Raw genomic sequence first — 14884 nt, 5'->3', positions numbered from 1 at the left:
TCAGCAGTAGGACCCAAAGGAAGCGCTTATTGACTGCCACGGCGGGGAGGGGCGCAGTGGTGCCGCAATTGCATCTTTATTGGCTCAAGGCTTGAAAACGCAGGTTGAACGCGATGAGCATCTCATTCGATACCCACAGCATTGGCGTGCACGAGCGCGCCGACTTCTGGCAGGACGTGGTCTGCAACACCTTCGTGCCGCTGGCGTGTGCGTTCCCCGACCGGCAGCATTTCTACGGCCGCCTGGAGGCCTACCGCCTCGGTGAACTGGCCGTGGTGGACGTGCAGGCCAACGAGCAAAGCGTTGTGCGAGACGCCTCGCGCATCGCCCGCAGTGATGACGAGTTCGTGCTCGTCAGCCTGGCCATCGAAGGTCGCGCCCGGGTCTGCCAGGAAGGCCGCGAGGCGCACTTGGAGGTCGGCGACTTTGCCATCTATGACACCCGCCGCCCCTACCAACTGCACTTCGACGGTGCGTTTCGCCAGACCGTGGTGCAGATTCCGCGGCACCGCCTGCAACAGCGCTTGTGTAACCTGGAGTACCTGACCGCGTTACCGATGTCACGCAACAACCCCCTCGACCGCCTGGTGTTCGACTTCCTCACCGGCCTCTCGGGCCTGGAAGACCGCATGGCCGAAGCACAACAGACACGCCTGGTCGACCAGGGCCTGGACCTGCTGGCCATGGCGCTGTCCGAACGGGTCAAGGGCGACATCCCGGGCCCACGCCGCAGCGCCTTGCTGCTGCGCCTCAAGGACGACATCCAGACCCGCCTGGGCGACAGCGAGCTGTCCCTGGCCAGCGTCAGCGCCCGGTTCGGCATCAGCGTGCGCTACATCAACAGCCTGTTCCAGGAAGAACAGACCTCGTTCGGCCGCTACCTGCTGGCGTCACGCCTGCAACGCTGCGCCCGCGACCTGCGCGAACCCTTGCTGGGCAAACGGCAGATCAGCGAGATTGCCTACCGCTGGGGGTTCAGCGACATGGCCTATTTCAGCCGCGTATTCCGCAAGGCCCACGGCATGACAGCCCGCGACTACCGTCTGGGCGAAGGGCAAAGAAAAAGCGGCGACTGATCACTCAGCGCCGCTTCAACGAACAAACGTTCCCCGGATCACAATCCCGGGCATCCCCGAGCCCGCTCAGAACTGTGGGAGAGGGCTCTGCCCGCGATGACTGCCTTACAGGCGCAACAGATCGATGCCTGGTCTTGCCCTGAAAGTGCCACTGACACAACCCGATCCCCGAGCCCGCTCAGATAAGAAAGATGGTTTTCCCGCACACCGGTTCGAATCTCGAAAATGGCAGGGATGTCTTCAACCGTGGCGAGCCGTATTGTTTTTTCCATAAGGGTTGCCTGTGTGCTCCATTGATTCGAGGGGTGATCAGTCTCCAGATCATGACTTCATGTAATCGTATAGTGTGCTGACTGAGCACGGTCTGACGCTGGCCCGCCACGACGGCGGCACAGGTGCAGTAATTTACAGGCTTGCGCGCTTCCCAAGCCGCTCCGTAAACGGCGCCCTGATCTCACACCGGAACCCCGCTGGCTCATACGCCAGCACTGCCGCCCCCTCAAAGGCATTGCGCAGGCTGCCATTGATCATCGCCGTGCCATACCCTTTGCGCGCCGGCGGCGCCACACAAGGCCCGTTACTTTCCATCCACGCCATGCCAAACACGGGCTCCGCCCGGCCATCCTCAGGCGCAACAGACCACTGCACCTGCAACACCCCGCCCGGCACCGAAAGCGCGCCGTATTTCGCTGCATTGGTGGCCAGCTCATTGATCACCAGAGCCAGCGCCGAAGCCGCCTCCGGCACCAACTGCACCGCCGGTCCTTGGCACTGGATATCGAAATGGCCGGCATAAGGCCCCAGCACCTCGTGCAGCAGCGTGCCCAGATCCATTTCATCGGCACTCATGGCAATCGCATGCGCACGGTGCATCATCACCAGCCGCTTGCCGAACGCCTCCCTGAACCCCTTCGGCTCCGGGTTGCTTTTCAGCGTCACATCCGCCACACCGCCGATGACGGCAAAGATATTGCGCATCCGGTGCTCCAGCTCACCGATCAGCAACTGATGCGACTCCCGCGTACGGCTGTAGCGACACACCTTGGCGCACAGCGTGGCTGCGGCTTGAATCAACGCGTGCTGATCGGCATCCAGCGGCGTGGCCACCGCATGCAGCACTGCGATGCAGCCCTGCGGCGTACTCTCCACGTCCAGCGCCGGGGTCGACAGGATGGACGTCAGCCCATACTGCTGCAGTAAGGCGGTCCATTGCGGCGCAAAGCGCGCATCGGCGGTGACATCCGGTACATCGATCGGTCGCCCACTCAAGATCGCCAGACCACAGGTGCCACGGTCGGTGACGATAATGTTGTTTTCCAGACGCTCGCTGAAGGCGCGTGGCAGCGCCGGGAAGGTCGAGTGACGGAACGTACGGCCAGGACGGTCGAGCACACTGATGCCGACGGTCGAGCCGGGCAGACGAGACTGCAGGAAAAGGGCGAACTGGCCTAGCCATGGTTCCACAGCCGCACCGCAAGCCATCAGGTCCAGGGCGCTGTCGTGAAAGGTTTCAAGCAGCGACTGCATGGGGAAACAGCCCTCGAATGCCGGAAACCGGTGATTGTACAGGGGCGTCAGCAAGGCGTCCTTAGCAGACCCGCCTACGCATGTCGCCTCGCTATCTCACGGCAAACACAGACAAGGAGCGCGCTCTGTCCGGGTTCGACCGGCTGCGCAGCCGTCGTGAAGTTGCTCACACCTCAAGCCTCGACAACGTCCTTGCGCAGTACCCGCTCCAGCAAAAACTGCCGTGCCTCTCTGGAGGCCTTGCTGATACTGCTTGGATGCTGGATGCGGTAACACTGAATGCTCCCGTTCAGGCAAAACTGCCAGAGTTGGTCCTTGGCAATCCCTTGTTCACGATAATCAGCCAATTGAGTGCATACGCTGTGTTCACCGGTATGCGGAAAATACGTTCGGCGAGCTTTGGCGCTGCTGGCACCATTGGCAAAAATGATGATGTCTGGCTTGAGGAGGTCGACCTGGGTTTTTAATAGCTGCATAGAGATCGCCTCAAGTTCACGGTATTTCGGCCAACGCATCGGCGATTTTCCATCCCAGGCAAAACTGAATAAATTGGCCCAGGCGATACCCTCATTCCCATGATCGGCGGCCAGCGCACGAAGCAGGTTAAAAAAGCTGGCGCCTTTGTCTTTGGGTTTTGACATGTATTGCGTCAAGCAAGCCTGCTGCTTGGCCATGGCTCTTTGAATGTATTCATCCAGGTCAATAAATGGCACTTCATTGTTGGTAATGTTCCAGCGCCGCGTTTCCCGCCCCACGACCATGATGCGTCGGGAGGCTTGTTCGTAGGCCTGCGATGCCCCGGGAAGAAACAGCCCTGAAAGCTTTGCAAACTCGGGTGTGTGGGACTGGCTGCGATCAAGCCAATGCAGCGGCAGGGTAGACAGAATGTGCTTGTAAGCCTGGGTCAAGGCTTGGTGGGTGGCATTCATCAAAGCGCGCTCTTGAAATATGAGTGGCGTGGCCTCGCTACAGCGAATGGCACGAAGTTCTGGTCGATTAACGTATCCACGCGCTTTAGTTAGCGGCAGCGCTATTCAGTGCATCACGGTGATGTCACTGCCTCACCCGTTGATAATCATCGGCAGCTCTGGACGCAAATCGATGGTCTGCGCGCTTGCACCATGATCGATCTCCAATTCAATCAAATGCTCATCACCCTGAACCATCTCAAACCCCTTAAGCTGATTGGCACAGTTGGCAGCGGTAGAAAACACCTGGCGGCTGGGCGTGGTCACGCGCACAAACGTGATGTCGCGAAAGCCATTGGGGTGTTCCAACGGCTGCGCTCGCTCTCTCGGCGCCTCATCGGGCCGCTTGGCAAACGACAGAAAAAACCACATGGGTTCCGATACAGGCGCATGCCCCACATCGACGCTCAGTGCAGCGGGTAGGTAAACAGGCCGATACGCCCAGACAGGAAACATGGGTTTCTCGCCGGCGATGGAGGGCCTGAAGCAAATCCCGAAGGGGGCCGCGGCCCCCTCTGCGCAGGTGAGGCGTTCGAAGAGTCGGGTAGGCGCGGTCAGGTCACTTTGAGCCTCTGACTCATCAGTGAGGTACAACAGCTCGATAAACGCATTGCGCAAGAAAAACCGCCTGTTGGCAGTGCCCTGGCTTGGGTGCACGTTGGGCGTTCCCTCAACAAGCCCGAGGGATTTCAGGGCCTCAGCGCCGTGATTTTCATCCTTCACGCAAACAAAAATATGATCTATTTCCATGGCTAATGCCCTTTAATTCGCTGCGGTGCTCAGGCGCTTGGCAGCAGCACCCATTTAATGAGACAGGGCTTCCAGCTTGCCTGCAACGCTCGTGGAGTATAGGTTCGGCGCTGAACTTCCCGGGGCTGACTACCGTGTATTACTGGAACAAAGATAACTTCGAAGGCCTTCTGGCGCTTGCACAAAGCTTCGATGCCCAGGCCGATCTGAAACCACTGGCGAGCTATTGTCGGTATCGCGAACAAGGGCTACGTCGCGAAGCCTTTGCTGCACTTGAACAGTTTCTCGTCGCATCCCGTTCGTTTGACAGCGCCACCGCACGTCGCGCCGCCATCGAAATCCTCGAAGCCAATTCGCGCACCTCGCAAGCCCATCAGTTTCTGACGCAGCCGCTCACCGCCCGGTTTCTGCTGCCGACGCTGGGGGCATGGATGGAGGAGGATGCAGAAGCAGCCTTGCCCGTGCGATGGCTCGGGCTGCTCAACCGTGACCCCGCGCTGCTTAGAAGGGCACTGTCCATGTGCCCCGACGATCTACCCGTGCGCAAGGTCCTGATCGACTTCGCGCTGGGATGGGCTGACCACGCCACCCATCATCTTGACGAATCGGTCTTCCTGGGCAGCGTTGACGAGGCGACTTCAGCGGTGGAACTTGCCCGAAGCTACATCGCCAAAGCCCCCGATCCCGAAGCGCTGGCTCACCTGACACGTGAAGTGGAGTATTTCGATCGCCTTATCACAGACTGGAAAGCCTATTCGGAAAACCCCACAGGCGACTTCCCCGAATGGTGCGCGGAGCGGGAACGCAACTACAACTATCCCGCCAAGTTCTATTACGAGCGATGAAGGGTCCGGCGTGTTGGCGGTGATGATTCGTGGACGCACAGCAATGACGGCGCCAAGCGACTCTCGGCCGGGAATACAGAGTGACCGGCTTGCCGAGGGGCTACACAACCGTCAGGGCAGGTTTTCCAGTTTCGCCTCTGCCGCGTCATCGAAAATGATGAACAGCGCTTCGGCATCCGCCGGGCGCAGGCGCTTGGTGTTTTGCAGGGCCTGGATCGACTCGATCTGAATGGCGCGCTCGGCTTCAATGTCCTCGCGGGTGCTGGCGGCATTGAGCGCGCGGAGCAGGTCGTTCATCTCGTCGCGGATAGGCTTTTGCAGGCGGAGGAGATCGATTTTTTCCTGGGGCATGGCGTGGGGACTCTGAAAACGGATGGCAGGCGTGCAGGGATGATGCCTGTAAATCAGGCCGCAGGGCGAGCTTTAAGCCAATACAGCCCATAAGGCAACACGGTTTGAAGGTCTGACTTTTTAGGTACAGATCAATATGTGGGAGGGGGCTCTGCCCGCGATGAGGCCAGTAAGAGCTGCCTATTTGTCAGGTCTGTACCACTGCACCGGATGGCCCCCATGTCATGCATAGCACCAAAATCTGTCAGATTTTTCTTGGGCACTACCGGTGATAGCAAGACGCTTCTCTTTCTATTGAAGGAAATTTCCGAGAAAATCCCGACCGCTTGCGCTGGTCAATTTCGGTCACTACCCTCCGAACGTCGCTGTAAATCCAGCGATCAGGTTTGGTAGACCTGAGGTCAATTGGCGCAAGGTGCAACCGTTGACGAGCCTTTTACAGCCTCGGTAATGGGGGCCGTGCGCATGGCGTTTTCGGACGCGCCGGGTTGCCAATTACCGGTTCTACCAACTTGTGCGCGGCCCCCACCCTGCGTTTGGTAGCAAGGGGTGATGGCTCCATAGTCATAATTGGAGTTGTACCCATGAAAAAGATCGTCCCTGACCCACCCACCCTCGAATTTACCCTGAGCCTCCTTGAATGCCGCCTGGCCCATGCCGTGGAGTTGCTGCGCTGCGCGACCGCCACGGTCCATGAGAGCGCCGATAACCTGCAAGGTCCGCCACGCCACCTGGCCATGGCCGGCATGCACTTGATCACCCAGGCGCACCTGACGCTAGACCAGGTGCTGGATCAGTGGCCGGTGATGAGCACGGAAGTAGGGGAGACGTAAGGGCCGTTGGCCTGACGGCGTCAGGCGAGTTGCTTGTGTTGTGTGGACCCCGTTGCCTGGAGAGGTGGCGGGGTTTTTATTGTGCGTGAGTAGCGCGAACTTGCAACGCTTGAACACTGTGCGCGTGCTTTCATGTCGCTGGCGGCGACATGTACGCGCAACGTATTCTTGAAATGGCTTTTTAGCGACATGTTGCTCATGGCCCAGCGCCAGTGAACAGTGTTTGGTTGCGCCTGAATCTGTCAGATTTTTCCTAGGTAATACAGGTGATAGCAAGACGCTTCTCTTTCTATTGAAGGAAATTTCCGAGAAAATCCCGACCGCTTGCGCTCGTCAATTTCAGTCACTACCCTCCGAACGTCGCTGTAAATCCAGCGATCAGGTTTGGTAGGCCTGAGGTTTAGCGGCGCAAGGCGCCACCTTTTGCGAGGCGCTTTTTCTCGGCCTGCAATTATGGGGGCCGTGCGCAGGGCGTCTTCGGGCGCGCCGGGTTCCGCTAACCGGTCCTACCAACTTGTGCACGGCCGCCACCCTGCGTTTGGTAGGCAATGGGTGAACGGCTCCATCTGTATAAGCGGAGTTGTACCCATGAAAAAGATCGTCCCCGATCCACCCACCCTCGAATTTACCCTGAGCCTCCTTGAATGCCGCCTCGCCCATGCCGTGGAGCTGCTGCGCTGCGCGACCGCCACGGTCTATGAGAGCGCCGATAACCTGCAAGGCCCGCCGCGCCACCTGGCCATGGCCGGCATGCATCTGATCACCCAAGCGCACCTGACGCTAGACCAAGTGCTTGATCAGTGGCCGGTGATGAGCACAGAAGTAGGGGAGACGTAAGGGCCGTTGGCCTGACGGGATCAGGCATGTTGCTTGTGTTGTGTGGACCCCGTTGCCTGGAGAGGTGGCGGGGTTTTTGTTGTGCGTGAGAAGCGCGAACTTGCAACGCTTGAACACTACGCGGGTGCTTTCATGTCGCTGGCGACGACATGTATGCACAACGTGTTCTTGAAATGGCTTTTTAGCGACATGTTGCTCATGGCCCAGCGCCAGTGAACAGTGTTTGGGGCGCCTGAATCTGTCAGATTTCTCCTAGGTTCTACAGGTGATAGCAAGACGCTTCTCTTTCTATTGAAGGAAATTTCCGAGAAAATCCCGACCGCTTGCGCTGGTCAATTTCGATCACTACCCTCCGAACGTCGCTGTAAATCCAGCGATCAGGTTTGGTAGGCCTGAAGTTCACTGACGCAAGGCGCCCGCCTAGCGAGGCGCTTTTCTACGGCCTGCGTTTTATGGCGGCCGTGTGCTTGGCGCCTTCGGGCGCGCCGGACGCCAGTGACCGGTCCTACCAACTTGTGCACGGTCGCCACCCAGCGTTTGGTAGGCAATGGGTGACGACTCTTTTGGTCTCACTGGAGTTGTACCCATGAAAAAGATCGTCCCCGATCCACCCACCCTCGAATTTACCCTGAGCCTCCTTGAATGCCGCTTGGCCCATGCCGTGGAGCTGCTGCGCTGCGCCACCGCCACGGTCTATGAGAGCGCCGACAACCTGCAAGGCCCGCCACGCCACCTGGCCATGGCCGGTATGCACTTGATCACCCAGGCGCACCTGACGCTAGACCAGGTGCTTGATCAGTGGCCGGTGATGAGCCAAGCAGTAGAGGAGACGTAAGGGCCGTTGGCCTGACGGCGTCAGGCGTGTTGCTTGTGTCGTGTGGGCCCCGCTGCCTTTTCAGGTGGCGGGGTTTTATTGGGCTGTAGTGCAGGTTGGAATGTTTATGCAGGTTGTATTTCGGGCTGGATGTATTCAGTTATCCGGCTTTTGAAATAGTCCGCCGTCTCTTGATCGGTACAGTACAGGTAACAGCCCTTCATCCCTCGAGTCATAAGGGTTCGATAGGTGTTTTTAATAATCAGGTCGGTTTCTTTTTTCGCCAGCGCCGGCTGTTCTTTCATCAGCTTCTTCCAGCCACGAATGGATTTGTCACGTTTGTCCCGCTCATGCGGTGACGTCACGACCTTACCGTCACGCACGACAAGATCCGGGCCGATGATGACGCCAATGTAATCGACTTCCAGCCCCTGACAGGTATGGATACAGCCGACTTGATCGATGGAATTGTCAGCGATGATCCACAAGCTACCGTCCTGATCCAGGTTCCATTGGCGCTTGTATTGATCGCCAATGATGATGTCTGACGCTTGAGCATCCTTCTTACTGCTCCAGGGCCAGCAATAACCCGCGACAACCCTGGCCTTGTTTTCATGGTTTTTATGTTCGATGGCCGCATGCATCGATTGCGGCGAGTCGAATACCTTGAATTCATATTCGTGGGTGTCGAGCATGGGGTTCGCTGTAGGGCGAATGTCGAGCGTGTCATCCAGCCACGCCAGGTAACCATCAGAGCCGCTGCAGCGAAACTGCGACGAGAGCACAAGCTCTTCAACAGTCGCGCCCTTTTCTTTGGCAAAGGCGCGAATTGCCTGCTTGCTGCCAATGTCGCTCAACGTGACACGCTGGTCTTCATCGATGAAGAAAATCGAGCATTTTGCAGAATCAATCAACTCCTTGATTTGGTTGACGCCCAGGTTGCCGTAAAGCCCGCTTTTCTCATTCAGCCGGTGCGCCTCGTCGACGATAAGGGCGTCGTAGGCATTGGGGTCTGTATCGATAAAGGCACCGGACCCGGAAAAGAAATGAGAGAAATGGCTGCGCTTGACCGTGCCCACCAGCTTGCTTTCGTAAACCTTGCGGGGCGCCGCATTTTTAGAGACGTATTTGCTCAGCAGCTTCAGTTCGGTGAGCTTTACCAATAGGTTGATTGCCAGGACGGTCTTCCCGGTGCCCGGTCCACCTTCGATGATCAACACCTTGGGCGATGCGGCGGACGCTTCGCTTGCCGCCATCAGCGCTGATTCGAAGATCGTTTTTTGATCATCAATCAACACGAACTCAGGCTTGCCTTTCATCAACCCCGCAAGCGCCTCAGCCAGCGCTTTGGAAGGACGAATTTTTCCTTCCGAGAGCTCGTAAAGGACTTCCTTGTTGTCGCCGTAGGTGATGTGCTGCTTGAGGAAACACCTCAACTTCGCCAGTTCTGCCGGGCCCTTGAGAAACAGCGGTGCCTTGCTGGTGTAAGGAGCGTAGTGGGCGGAGTCTATGACGCCGTCACTGACATAGTTATGGAGATAGGCGCAGGGCCGAATCTCAATGCTTTTGTCATAGACCGCTTCGTTGAAGCCTTCCAGCAACGCTGCATAGGACCAGACTTGATAGGACGGATGAATGGTCTCAACCAACCCGCCGCCCAAGGCGGTTTTGACGATCGCGTCCTTGGTGGTCGCGCTGGCCTTGCTCCATTGCTTCAACTCGATCAACACAGCTTTTTTGGCCTGATGCTCATCGCGACCGGTAAGCAAAAAGTCGATTCGCTTTGAAGACTGCGGAATGTGCAATTCAATAGCCAAGCCAGTATCGCTCGGCAACTCTTCGTCCCTGAGCACCTTGGCCATATACATCAACGATCTCTGCCACGACATCATTTCCGAAGCGCCGACGTTCTTGCCTGTGGCCTCTTTGAAGTGCCTGAGAATGACATCTTCGATATCGTCGTTATCGGTGTCTTTGAGGAATTGCTGTTTGGTCGCCGCGTAAACGATCACAGGCAGTCCTTGGCGTTCGAAGGAGCAGATTTGATTGCAGTGATGCTGTTGGCGATATCGACTGAACATTTCGCGGAATTGATATCAGCCACGATCATTGGCAAACCGGCGAAACGTGCAGCAGGTTTCAGGCTTACCCAATGCTCGGATGCGGCATTTAACGTGCTCACGGAATCGCTATCCCTTGCTAAAGAATGTGACCGACAAATGATGTCAGAAATCTAGAGCGGGATTGTAGGACGCTTCCTGATTTGTCGCAGGTTTTTGATGATCATCCCGGTTGCTGCCGGGCGTGAGCATCCAGTCCAACTGTGCGTGTGCGACTATCTTGAAGGGTAGGGCCGGCTATGCGCAGGGGTAGCCTATTTCGGCTGCGAATACTTTGGCCTCGGCAAAACTCAAGTCGGGATTGAGCGACTTAACCAGGCTTTCAGTCAGAACACCCTGTTCATAGATAAGCTCAACAGCCGAGAGCGGAACTTCGATTTCGTAGTACTCACGGGCGAAGTCGACATAGGCGGACGCGGGTTCTATCAGAGGTAACAGGAACTCTGTGGACCCATCGTCAACACCGGTAGCCACCGTGCTGCCGTGCTCCACCTTCTGCCAGATCAAGTCCTCTGCGCCTTTCCAATAGCAGTAACTCAAGGCATCCATGCTGAATGCAGGCTCATTCAGAAATGGGGCGAATGTCTCTGGCACCTGGCTTTTAACGACGGCTGTCAGTGCCGGATCGCCTGCCAAGGACGATTCGTGAGCCAGTCCTTTGATTGCTGCGCCGTACGGTCCCAAGAGCAAAAACCAGTCATCACCCGAACCGTTTCGCATGGAGGCCATTTCCTCGCCTTCATTCCAGCGTGCGTCAAAGCTGTAGTACCGGTATTCCCATTCAGGTGAAAGGATGGCGTCGAGCATTGCCAGGGCTTTCGCTCGTTGGCGCAGCGTCGCGATGTCAGGGAGGCGTGCTGGGTCCAGGCCGGTACTGCGAGGCATGAGGGCTCCGAATTCGGTCGTGTTGAAAGAGGGTTCTGAATATCACCCTGTTCAAAGCAGAGGTTCAGAGATTCTAGCGCGCCGCTATCACTTCACTGCCTCGATCTTTTTTACAAAGATCAGCGTGTCATCCGCAGCAGGCCCGGCGATGCGCTCGTTGTTGGGTTCGCTGGCAACGGTAACCTTGACGTTCTTGTCAATCATGGCCGGCAATAAGCTTGCCTCACCTTCGTCTTCGGCAGAGAACCAGTCTCCGCAGTTGCCATCGCAATAGGCGCTAAATCGTCGACCATCATTGACCAGCACAGTAATGCTGTAGTCATCGATGCCGCCGCCAGTAATCAATGCGCCCTGCACGGTCTCTGGTTTGGTCAGTTTGAAATGGCAGTAGCCCGGCGTGTTCGCGTCATCGCCCAAAAGGCCACAGCCGCGTTCGACTTCGCTGTTGATCAGCGCGCAGCTGTTGGCCACGTTGCACGGCGGGCGAGTGGCGGGGGATACGTTGATGCATTGCTTGACCAGCATCTCGGCGCGCTTCTGGCCGATGGCTTCGGCGCAGGTTTTGTCTGCGGCATTGGCTTGGAGTGCGGCCAGTAGGGTGATGATAAATGAGAGGGCCAGGCTTTTTGTGTGCATGGATTGTCCAGTAGCTGGTAAGGGTGGCGGTATGGCAGTGTCAGGGACGGGAGATTCTAGCGAAGTCTTACAGGCCGCAGCAGGTTTCACATCGGCCAATCCATCTTGCTCAGCCCTTCTTCTTGTTAAGGCTCTTCAACCGCTGACTAGCTCGCTGGACCGCAGCAATGTTCTCCGGCCGGTTCATGCGTCGCCATTTCCGAATGTCTTCCTTGTTGCGTCCGCAGCTGAGACACAGGTCGCCGCTGAGTTGGCAGACTGACGTACAGGGGGTTTCGATGTCTTTGGCCATTGCTCAATGCCTCGTCGCCAGGTGTTCGATGCCACCCTGGCTTTGCTCATGTTCCTAAAATCGCAGGCACAAAAAAAGACGCCCAGAGGCGTCTTCTTTTTGGGATTTGGTGGGCCGGGGTAATTTGAATTTCTCTGGTAACAAATTGATTTATATAGTAAATATCTGTTTTTATTTTTAGGCGGAATACCAATTGGAATACCGCGTCGAGTATTCTTTGCCTCTCGACGAGCAGTTGTGGCGCCGAGCCTGAGCATCGAGGTCAGCTAGAGGTGACGGCAGGCAAAGAGGGCCAAGAGATGAATTGTTGATTACAATTAGGCACAGCTTCCAGAAGCCATTTGAGTTCTGCTTCCGGTTTGCGGATTCCGCACTCCCATAGCTCGAAGACGCGCCAACCCTGTTGTAGCAACGCGCTTCTGTTTATCGTATCTCTCTTCACGTTCTGCTCGAATTTCAAGCGCCAGAAATCTTCGCGAGAACTGGGGTTGGTCGCATATCTGCACCCGGGGTGCCTATGCCAGAAGCAGCCATGAATGAATATGCAGACGCGGTAGCGAGGCAACACCACGTCGGGGCGACCTGGTAGCTCCCGTGGATGCAGACGATACCTGAAGCCATTCCTATGCAGCAGCTTCCGAACCTTCATCTCCGGAGCTGTATTGCTGCTGCGGATGCTGGCCATCATGCGAGACCTGACTTCTTTACTGACGATATCCATCAATCTTTCCCTCAGATGCGCCTACTCTCGCGTAGGGTTACGACTTGGCGCTCGCTAAGTCCATATAAATCACTGTTCTATTTACGGCCTCTAGGGGATTTGGGAATGTTTTTAGTGTGCCAAGGGATGGACCGTGATCTGGAATTGTGTTTCCGCCGCTGCAGGTTGACTTGATGGCCACTTCAAAATGGGCACCGAGTAGATGCAATCGTCGCCAGAGCGGCTGTAGCTGCACTACCGCCCTAATCCTAGTAAAGTAGCGCGGCTCTGCTGCATACGCTGTTGCATTCCTGATATCTAAACCATTGATGCCCATGATTGACTACCAGAACTCCCTTTTCCCGCCAAGCACGACCGCCAAGCCAGCTATTGCGGTTGAGGATGCTATCCAGATCGTCGACCTTTTCGCTGGACCTGGCGGGTTGGGTGAGGGTTTTTCATCCTCAGGAGAAGGCAAGCACTTCGATATCATCGTTTCTGCTGAAATGGATCCTGTTGCCAGGAGGACGCTAAGACTTCGTGCTTACTACCGATTGCTCAAGCGCGAATACCCTGCCGGGCTGCAGGACTATTACCGTTACTGTAATGGAGAGGCAGAAAAGCCTAGCAGCACCCCTGAAACCGCGGCATTCTGGAACCGTGCCGAGCAGGAAGCACGGCAGATAACCTTGGGTTCGGAGGAGGGCGACAAAGAGTTAAATGGACTCATCAAAGCCAGGTTGAATAAGATAGGGCGTCCATGGGTACTCATCGGCGGGCCTCCATGCCAAGCATATTCGATCGTGGGTCGAGCCAGAAACAAAGCCAAGAAGGATTACGTCGCGGAGAATGATAATAGGCATTTTCTGTACAAGGATTATCTACGCATCATCAAAGACTACCGACCTACCGTCTTTGTCATGGAAAACGTCAAAGGTATCTTGTCGTCCAAAGTCGGAGGCAAAGGGATTTTCTCGCAGATTCTGCAAGATCTGGTTGATCCTAGCAAAGCACTAGATAACAAAGAGGGCGGGCAGAAATACAAGATATGTTCACTGGTTTCCGAGGAGGCGTTCAGCTTTTTAGATTGTATCGACAGTGTGAAACCAAAGTCATATATCATCGAAGCTGAAAAGTACGGAATTCCGCAAGCCCGCCATCGCGTCATCCTTCTTGGGATAGCTCTAGATGAGAACGGTAACGTTCCTGAGCATGAGCTTTTGACAAAAACTGACACAGTGTCGGTTCAGCAAGCCATAGGCAAACTTCCTAGGCTGAGAAGCAAGCTATCGCGGCGCTCGGATTGTCAGGAAGAATGGTATCGAACTGTTGCCGATGAAGTAGATGAGTTGCTGCATTATGCCGAGCTTGATAGTGGCGAAATGATCTCCCCACTTCAAGCTACCCGGCGAGCACTCTTCGATGCGCCGCGGAGTTCAGGCGCTGAAAGGGTGCCAAAGGAGAAAGGTCAGGGTAATACAGGGATACCATCGCTGGATGCTTGGTATCACGATGCCAATATCAAATATTGGATGAGTCACGACGCCCGCAGCCATATGCGCTCGGACCTGCGACGATACGTCTTTGCTAGCACCTTCGCTGCGCACAATAAGTATTCGCCCAAGGGCCATCAGCAATTCTCACTTCCTGGCCTTGCGCCCGCTCATAAGAATTGGGAAAGCGGTAAGTTCAGTGACCGCTTCCGGGTGCAGCTTGCAGAATTTCCGGCCACGACTATCACTAGCCATATCTCGAAGGATGGGCACTATTTTATCCATTACGACCCAGCGCAATGCCGTAGTCTGACCGTTCGCGAGGCTGCGCGGCTCCAGACATTCCCGGATAACTACTATTTTGAAGGGAATCGAACTCAGCAGTACCATCAAGTGGGTAATGCGGTACCGCCTCTACTGGCGAACAGAATCGCAAAAATAGTCTATGACGTTGTTTGTCGGCGTATTTCCGAAACTAAAGATGTTATAGGTGAATGACAGGTGAAAACCGCAACTATCTCTCCAGTTATCGAGAGTTGAGCTGCAAGATGTCGCGAAAATTTAAAAATTGGGCGAGCTCCGGACAACGGTCGGTAGCGTATTGATGGTTACTAGATCGTTGGCGATCTTGGCCCACGAAAAGGTGCTACTGAACCAGCCCAAAGGCGCCTCGCAGGCGATAGTAGTTGGTCATTTTGCTCCTTAGCTAATGTACTAACTAGCATTAGGAAACCACGATGTAGTGCAATGGAGCTGT

16 protein-coding genes are annotated in these 14884 nt (G+C 56.0%); 6 read left to right on the top strand and 10 right to left on the bottom strand.

What is annotated here, in order from left to right; genetic code table 11:
* The first annotated feature begins 113 nt into the window (after nt 1–113).
* A complete protein-coding gene (locus tag DGA31_RS02890; RefSeq protein WP_109511460.1) occupies nt 114–1076 on the top strand; it encodes an AraC-like ligand-binding domain-containing protein in 963 nt (320 codons plus the stop codon).
* 405 nt (nt 1077–1481) lie between these two features.
* On the opposite strand, the gene DGA31_RS02880 is transcribed toward DGA31_RS02890, so the two are convergent.
* From DGA31_RS02880 to DGA31_RS02870, 3 genes are all read right to left on the bottom strand, one after another.
* Nucleotides 1482–2657, bottom strand: a complete 1176-nt coding sequence (locus tag DGA31_RS02880; RefSeq protein WP_241001001.1) for an HWE histidine kinase domain-containing protein — start codon at nt 2655–2657, stop codon at nt 1482–1484.
* Between the two features lie 119 nt (nt 2658–2776).
* Nucleotides 2777–3532, bottom strand: a complete 756-nt coding sequence (locus DGA31_RS02875; RefSeq protein ID WP_109511458.1) for a hypothetical protein — start codon at nt 3530–3532, stop codon at nt 2777–2779.
* 132 nt (nt 3533–3664) lie between these two features.
* Nucleotides 3665–4321 (bottom strand): VOC family protein, encoded by a 657-nt coding sequence (locus DGA31_RS02870; RefSeq protein ID WP_109511457.1) that lies wholly within the window; start codon nt 4319–4321, stop codon nt 3665–3667.
* A 134-nt stretch (nt 4322–4455) separates the two neighbouring features.
* On the opposite strand from DGA31_RS02870, the gene DGA31_RS02865 reads away from it, so the two are divergent.
* Nucleotides 4456–5166, top strand: a complete 711-nt coding sequence (locus tag DGA31_RS02865) for a hypothetical protein (protein ID WP_109511456.1) — start codon at nt 4456–4458, stop codon at nt 5164–5166.
* A gap of 111 nt (nt 5167–5277) precedes the next feature.
* Here the strand turns inward: DGA31_RS02865 and DGA31_RS02860 are convergent, their stop codons facing one another.
* On the bottom strand, nt 5278–5517 hold the full coding sequence (locus DGA31_RS02860; protein WP_056836703.1) for a hypothetical protein: 240 nt from the start codon (nt 5515–5517) through the stop codon (nt 5278–5280).
* A gap of 584 nt (nt 5518–6101) precedes the next feature.
* On the opposite strand from DGA31_RS02860, the gene DGA31_RS02855 reads away from it, so the two are divergent.
* The 3 genes from DGA31_RS02855 (at nt 6102) to DGA31_RS02845 (ending at nt 8022) form a co-directional block, all read left to right on the top strand.
* Nucleotides 6102–6350 carry a DUF6124 family protein gene (locus DGA31_RS02855; protein ID WP_109511455.1) on the top strand — a complete coding sequence of 83 codons (249 nt, stop codon included), beginning with the start codon at nt 6102–6104 and terminating at the stop codon, nt 6348–6350.
* Between the two features lie 588 nt (nt 6351–6938).
* Nucleotides 6939–7187, top strand: a complete 249-nt coding sequence (locus DGA31_RS02850) for a DUF6124 family protein (RefSeq protein ID WP_109511454.1) — start codon at nt 6939–6941, stop codon at nt 7185–7187.
* A gap of 586 nt (nt 7188–7773) precedes the next feature.
* Nucleotides 7774–8022: a DUF6124 family protein gene (locus DGA31_RS02845; RefSeq protein WP_109511453.1), complete on the top strand. Its 249-nt coding sequence runs from the start codon at nt 7774–7776 to the stop codon at nt 8020–8022.
* Between the two features lie 104 nt (nt 8023–8126).
* Here DGA31_RS02845 and DGA31_RS02840 read toward each other — a convergent pair whose 3' ends face one another.
* The 6 genes from DGA31_RS02840 to DGA31_RS02820 form a co-directional block, all read right to left on the bottom strand.
* The gene (locus DGA31_RS02840; RefSeq protein WP_109511509.1) at nt 8127–10013 is read right to left on the bottom strand and encodes a DUF2075 domain-containing protein; all 1887 of its coding nucleotides are present in this window, start codon (nt 10011–10013) and stop codon (nt 8127–8129) included.
* Nucleotides 10010–10183, bottom strand: coding sequence for a hypothetical protein (locus tag DGA31_RS29760; RefSeq protein WP_153811666.1), 174 nt, complete (start codon nt 10181–10183; stop codon nt 10010–10012). Before DGA31_RS29760 ends, DGA31_RS02840 begins: the two co-directional genes overlap by 4 nt.
* Nucleotides 10184–10358: 175 nt before the next feature.
* Nucleotides 10359–11006 (bottom strand): hypothetical protein, encoded by a 648-nt coding sequence (locus DGA31_RS02835; protein ID WP_152034985.1) that lies wholly within the window; start codon nt 11004–11006, stop codon nt 10359–10361.
* 87 nt (nt 11007–11093) lie between these two features.
* Nucleotides 11094–11642 (bottom strand): hypothetical protein, encoded by a 549-nt coding sequence (locus tag DGA31_RS02830; protein ID WP_109511451.1) that lies wholly within the window; start codon nt 11640–11642, stop codon nt 11094–11096.
* Between the two features lie 109 nt (nt 11643–11751).
* Nucleotides 11752–11934 carry a DUF1289 domain-containing protein gene (locus tag DGA31_RS02825; RefSeq protein ID WP_109511450.1) on the bottom strand — a complete coding sequence of 61 codons (183 nt, stop codon included), beginning with the start codon at nt 11932–11934 and terminating at the stop codon, nt 11752–11754.
* 262 nt (nt 11935–12196) lie between these two features.
* Nucleotides 12197–12655: a very short patch repair endonuclease gene (locus tag DGA31_RS02820; RefSeq protein ID WP_109511449.1), complete on the bottom strand. Its 459-nt coding sequence runs from the start codon at nt 12653–12655 to the stop codon at nt 12197–12199.
* A 314-nt stretch (nt 12656–12969) separates the two neighbouring features.
* On the opposite strand from DGA31_RS02820, the gene DGA31_RS02815 reads away from it, so the two are divergent.
* Nucleotides 12970–14625, top strand: coding sequence for a DNA cytosine methyltransferase (locus tag DGA31_RS02815; protein ID WP_109511448.1), 1656 nt, complete (start codon nt 12970–12972; stop codon nt 14623–14625).
* Nucleotides 14626–14884 lie beyond the last annotated feature (259 nt).

It is taken from the genome of Pseudomonas ovata (assembly GCF_003131185.1).
GTDB lineage: Bacteria > Pseudomonadota > Gammaproteobacteria > Pseudomonadales > Pseudomonadaceae > Aquipseudomonas > Aquipseudomonas ovata.
This window is presented reverse-complemented; position numbering and strand designations above follow the sequence as displayed.